This window comes from Actinospica durhamensis (assembly GCF_018139695.1).
In the GTDB taxonomy this organism is placed as follows: domain Bacteria; phylum Actinomycetota; class Actinomycetes; order Streptomycetales; family Catenulisporaceae; genus Actinospica; species Actinospica durhamensis.
Genome location: NZ_JAGSOG010000437.1, coordinates 1 through 4,268 on the forward strand (window position 1 = coordinate 1; position 4,268 = coordinate 4,268).

At 72.0% G+C, this 4,268-nt stretch carries 5 protein-coding genes; all 5 read left to right on the top strand.

The genetic code is table 11. From position 1 onward, the window contains the following. Positions 1-162: 162 nt before the first annotated feature. Complete coding sequence (locus tag KDL01_RS39335) at positions 163-1,557, top strand: phosphomannomutase/phosphoglucomutase (protein ID WP_307846791.1); 1,395 nt, start codon at positions 163-165, stop codon at positions 1,555-1,557. Between the two features lie 5 nt (positions 1,558-1,562). Then, a complete protein-coding gene (locus KDL01_RS39340) occupies positions 1,563-1,745 on the top strand; it encodes a Trm112 family protein (protein ID WP_246577624.1) in 183 nt (60 codons plus the stop codon). A gap of 5 nt (positions 1,746-1,750) precedes the next feature. Further along, entirely contained in the window at positions 1,751-2,887 is a 1,137-nt protein-coding gene (locus KDL01_RS45740; protein WP_212533821.1) for an SIS domain-containing protein, read from the top strand. A gap of 129 nt (positions 2,888-3,016) precedes the next feature. Then, positions 3,017-3,313: a WXG100 family type VII secretion target gene (locus KDL01_RS39350; RefSeq protein ID WP_212533822.1), complete on the top strand. Its 297-nt coding sequence runs from the start codon at positions 3,017-3,019 to the stop codon at positions 3,311-3,313. A gap of 87 nt (positions 3,314-3,400) precedes the next feature. Further along, positions 3,401-4,268 (top strand): adenosylhomocysteinase (locus KDL01_RS39355; RefSeq protein ID WP_212533823.1); only part of this gene is annotated, 868 nt, incomplete at its 3' end.

Genomic DNA, 4,268 nt, shown 5'->3' on the forward strand with positions numbered 1-4,268 from the left:
GCCCGCCCCCGAGCCCGGCGTCCGGGTGGTGCACCAGGGCGACAAGCCGCCGCGACGCGGCCATCTGCGCCCGGTCGACGACTCGGACGGCCCGGCGTTCAGCGCCAACCGGTAGGCTCTGCCGGACGGACCAGCGTCAGACCGAAACGGAGCCGACCCACCGTGACCGCCCCGCACCCGACCGCCGGCGACCTGAAGCACGTCGTCAAGGCGTACGACATCCGCGCGCTCGTCCCCGAGCAGCTCGACGAGACCATCGCCGCGGCCCTCGGAGCCGCGTTCGTCCGCGTGACCGGCGCCGAGGCGATCACCATCGGCTGGGACATGCGCCCGTCCTCCCCGACCCTGGCCGACGCGTTCGCCCGCGGCGCCGCGGGCCAGGGCGCCGACGTGGTCAAGATCGGCCTGGCCTCCACCGACGAGCTCTACTTCGCCTCCGGCCACCTCGACCTGCCCGGCGCGATGTTCACCGCGAGCCACAACCCGGCCAGGTACAACGGCATCAAGATGTGCCGCGCCGGCGCGGCCCCGGTCGGCCAGGACACCGGCCTCGAGGAGGTCCGCGAACTCGCCGCCCGCGAGCTCGCCGCCCCCGGCACCGTGCTCGTCCCGGTCGAGAAGCAGGGTTCGGTCTCCGAGCGCGACCTGCTCACCGCCTACGCCGCGCACCTGCGCACGCTGGTGGACCTGAGCGAGATCCGTCCGCTCAAGGTCGTGGTGGACGCCGCCAACGGCATGGGCGGCCACACCGTGCCCACCGTCTTCCACGGCCTGCCGCTGGACCTGGTGCCGATGTACTTCGAGCTCGACGGCACCTTCCCGAACCACGAGGCCAACCCGCTCGACCCGAAGAACCTGGTCGACCTGCAGGCCAAGGTGCGCGAGACCGGCGCCGACCTGGGTCTGGCCTTCGACGGCGACGCGGACCGCTGCTTCATCGTGGACGAGCGCGGCGAGCCGGTCTCCCCGTCCGCGATCACCGCCCTGGTGGCCGTGCGCGAGCTGGCCAAGCACCCCGGCGCCACCGTCATCCACAACCTGATCACCTCTCAGGCCGTGCCCGAGATCGTGCGCGAGCACGGCGGCGTCCCGGTGCGCACCCGGGTCGGACACTCCTTCATCAAGCAGGAGATGGCCAACACCGGCGCGGTCTTCGGCGGCGAGCACTCGGCGCACTACTACTTCGCCGACTTCTGGAAGGCCGACACCGGCATGCTGGCCGCGATGCACGTGCTCGCGGCCCTCGGCGACCAGGACCGGCCGCTGTCCGAGCTGACCTCGGCGTTCGAGCGCTACCACGCCTCCGGCGAGATCAACAGCCAGGTCGCGGACCAGACCGGGCGCACCGCCGCGGTGCGCGCCGCGTTCGCCGACCGCCCGGGCGTGAGTATCGACGACCTCGACGGGATGACCGTGGCCGGCGAGGGCTGGTGGTTCAACCTGCGCCCGTCCAACACCGAACCGCTGCTGCGCCTGAACGTCGAGGCCCGCAGCACCGACGAGGTCGCCGCGCTGCGCGACGAGGTCCTCGCCGTCGTCCGCTCCCCGGAGGCCTGAAAAGTATGAGCACCCTGATCGAACCCGCCCTGCTCGAGATCCTGGCCTGTCCGTCCTGCCACTCCCCGCTGCGCGAGGACGTGGACGCGGGCGAGCTGGTGTGCACCGACTCGACCTGCGCACTGGCCTACCCGGTGCGCGACCACATCCCGGTGCTGCTGATCGACGAGGCTCGGAAGGCCGCGTAACCCCGGTGGCCCTCGACCCGCAGGAGCTGCTGGGCAGCCCCCAGGAACTTGAGCGCTCCGACCACGGCGGCTCGCTGCGCCTGGTCGCGATGGGCGGCGCCCGGATTCGGCGCGCCGCCGCGTTGCGCGAGATCGACGCGGACGCCGACCAGGCGCTGCGCGAGATCGCCGAGGAGGGCCGCCCGCGCGCCCTCGTACTGCTCGGCTACGGCACCGGCGCCACCGTCGCCGGGCTGGTGGCCGCGGTCGCCGGACCGGGGGCCAACATGCCCATCCTGTCCGTGCCGGGACCCGCGCTGCCGGGCTGGATAGGGTCGCTCGACCTGGTCGTGGTGGCCTCCACCACCGGCCGCTCCCCGGAGATCACCGCCGCGCTGACCGAGGCCGTGCGCCGCGGCTGCCGCTGCGTCGTGGTCGCCCCGGAGACCTCCCCGATCGGCCGCGTCGCCGGCCAGAGCCGCGCCGCGCTGCTGCCCATGGCGGACGAGTCGGCCCCGGTCTGGGCCCGGCTGTGGTCGGTGGCGATCCCGGCGCTGCTGGTGCTCGAGGCCGCCGGGGTGCTGCCCGCGCAGTCCTACGACGCCGCCGCGGCCGCCGCGGACGACGCCGCCATGCGCTTCCGGCCCAGCCAGGAGACCTTCGTCAACCCGGCCAAGGAGATCGCGCTGCGCTGCGCCGAACACCCGGTCGCGGCCTGGGCGGGCGGTCCGGTGGCCACCGTCGCGGCCGGCCGGCTGGCCGACCAGGCCGCGCTGCGCGCCGGTCGTCCGGTGCTGCACGCCGCGCTGCCCGACCTCGGCCGCGGCCAGCTCGGCCTGCTCGACGGCCCGAGCGCGGCCGCCTCGGCAGACCTCTTCTACGACCCGGACGTCGACGGTCCGCGCGCCGAGGCGGCCGCCCCGGCGTTCGTGCTGCTGGCCGAGGAGGGCGTGGATCCGCGCACGGACGTGGTGGAGGCGATGCTGCGCGAGCGGGGTCTGCCGCTGACCATGGTCAGTGCCGCGCAGCCCACTGCGCTCGAGCGCGCGGCGTACCTGATCGCCCTGGCCGACTTCGCCGGGTGCTATCTCGCCGCGGCCGTGCAGGCCGGTCCGGACCAGGGCCGATCCATCGAGGACTACCGGGTGCGCACCGCCCAGTGAGCCGGTACGGTCCCGTATCGGACCGGCTCACGATGCGGTAACTTCCCGACCGAATCAGCATACGACTGCGTTAGAATTTCATCTGGGAAGCCATCGGGGGCTCCCGCGGCAGGTCTTGGGGGCCAGGACATGGCGAGCGGCACAGTGCATGTCGCCTTCGGTGACATGGAGGACGCGGCGGCCTCGGTCGGCGCGGCGAACCGTGCTGTTCAGTCCGAGCTCGACGACCTCTACCGCATGCTCGCGCCCATCATCGCCAACTGGACCGGTGAGGCGTCCGCGAGTTTCCAGTACCAGCATCGGGTCTGGACCCAGGCCGCCGAGGACCTCAACTCCGTGCTCTCGCACATCGTCGCGCTGCTCGAGGACTCCCACTCCGCCTACCGGCAGGCCGAGGCCGACGCCGCGTCTCTGTGGAGTGAATGAGCACGCGCGCGGCTGACGTGGTGTCATCGGCCTGACTAGACTCGCTCTGCGTAGCGTCGTGCCTACTAGCGTGGAGGAACGGTCTCGATGACCCAGCTTGGCGTGCTGTCCGATTTCAAGGTGCGGGATCTGTCGCTGGCCGAGTTCGGCCGCAAGGAGATCCGCCTGGCCGAGCATGAGATGCCGGGCCTGATGGCGGTACGGCGGGAGTACGCCGGGGCCCAGCCGTTGCGCGGGGCGCGGATCACCGGGTCGTTGCACATGACGGTGCAGACGGCGGTGTTGATCGAGACTCTGGTGGCGCTCGGGGCCGAGGTGCGGTGGGCGTCGTGCAACATCTTCTCGACCCAGGACCACGCGGCCGCGGCCATCGCCGTGGGTCCGGAGGGCACCGCGGAAAAGCCGCGCGGGGTTCCGGTGTTCGCCTGGAAGGGTGAGACGCTCGAGGAGTACTGGTGGTGCACCGAGCAGGCGTTGACCTGGCCTGATGGTCAGAGCCCGAACATGATCCTGGACGACGGCGGGGATGCGACGCTGTTCGTGCACAAGGGCGCCGAGTACGAGGCCGCGGGGCTGATCCCGGCCCCGCGCGAGGAGGACTCGGACGAGTGGCGGGTCATCCTCGAGACCCTGCGCGCCTCCTACGCTCTGGCTCCGCGTAAGTGGACGGAGATCGCCGATTCGATCCGTGGTGTGACCGAGGAGACCACGACCGGGGTGCACCGGCTCTATGAGATGGCGCGGCTCGGTACGCTGCGCTTCCCGGCGATCAATGTGAACGATGCGGTGACGAAGTCGAAGTTCGACAACAAGTACGGCTGCCGGCACTCGCTGATCGACGGGATCAACCGGGCGACGGACGTGCTGATCGGTGGCAAGGTCGCGGTGGTGTTCGGGTACGGGGACGTGGGCAAGGGCTGTGCGGAGTCGCTGCGGGGCCAGGGTGCCCGGGTGA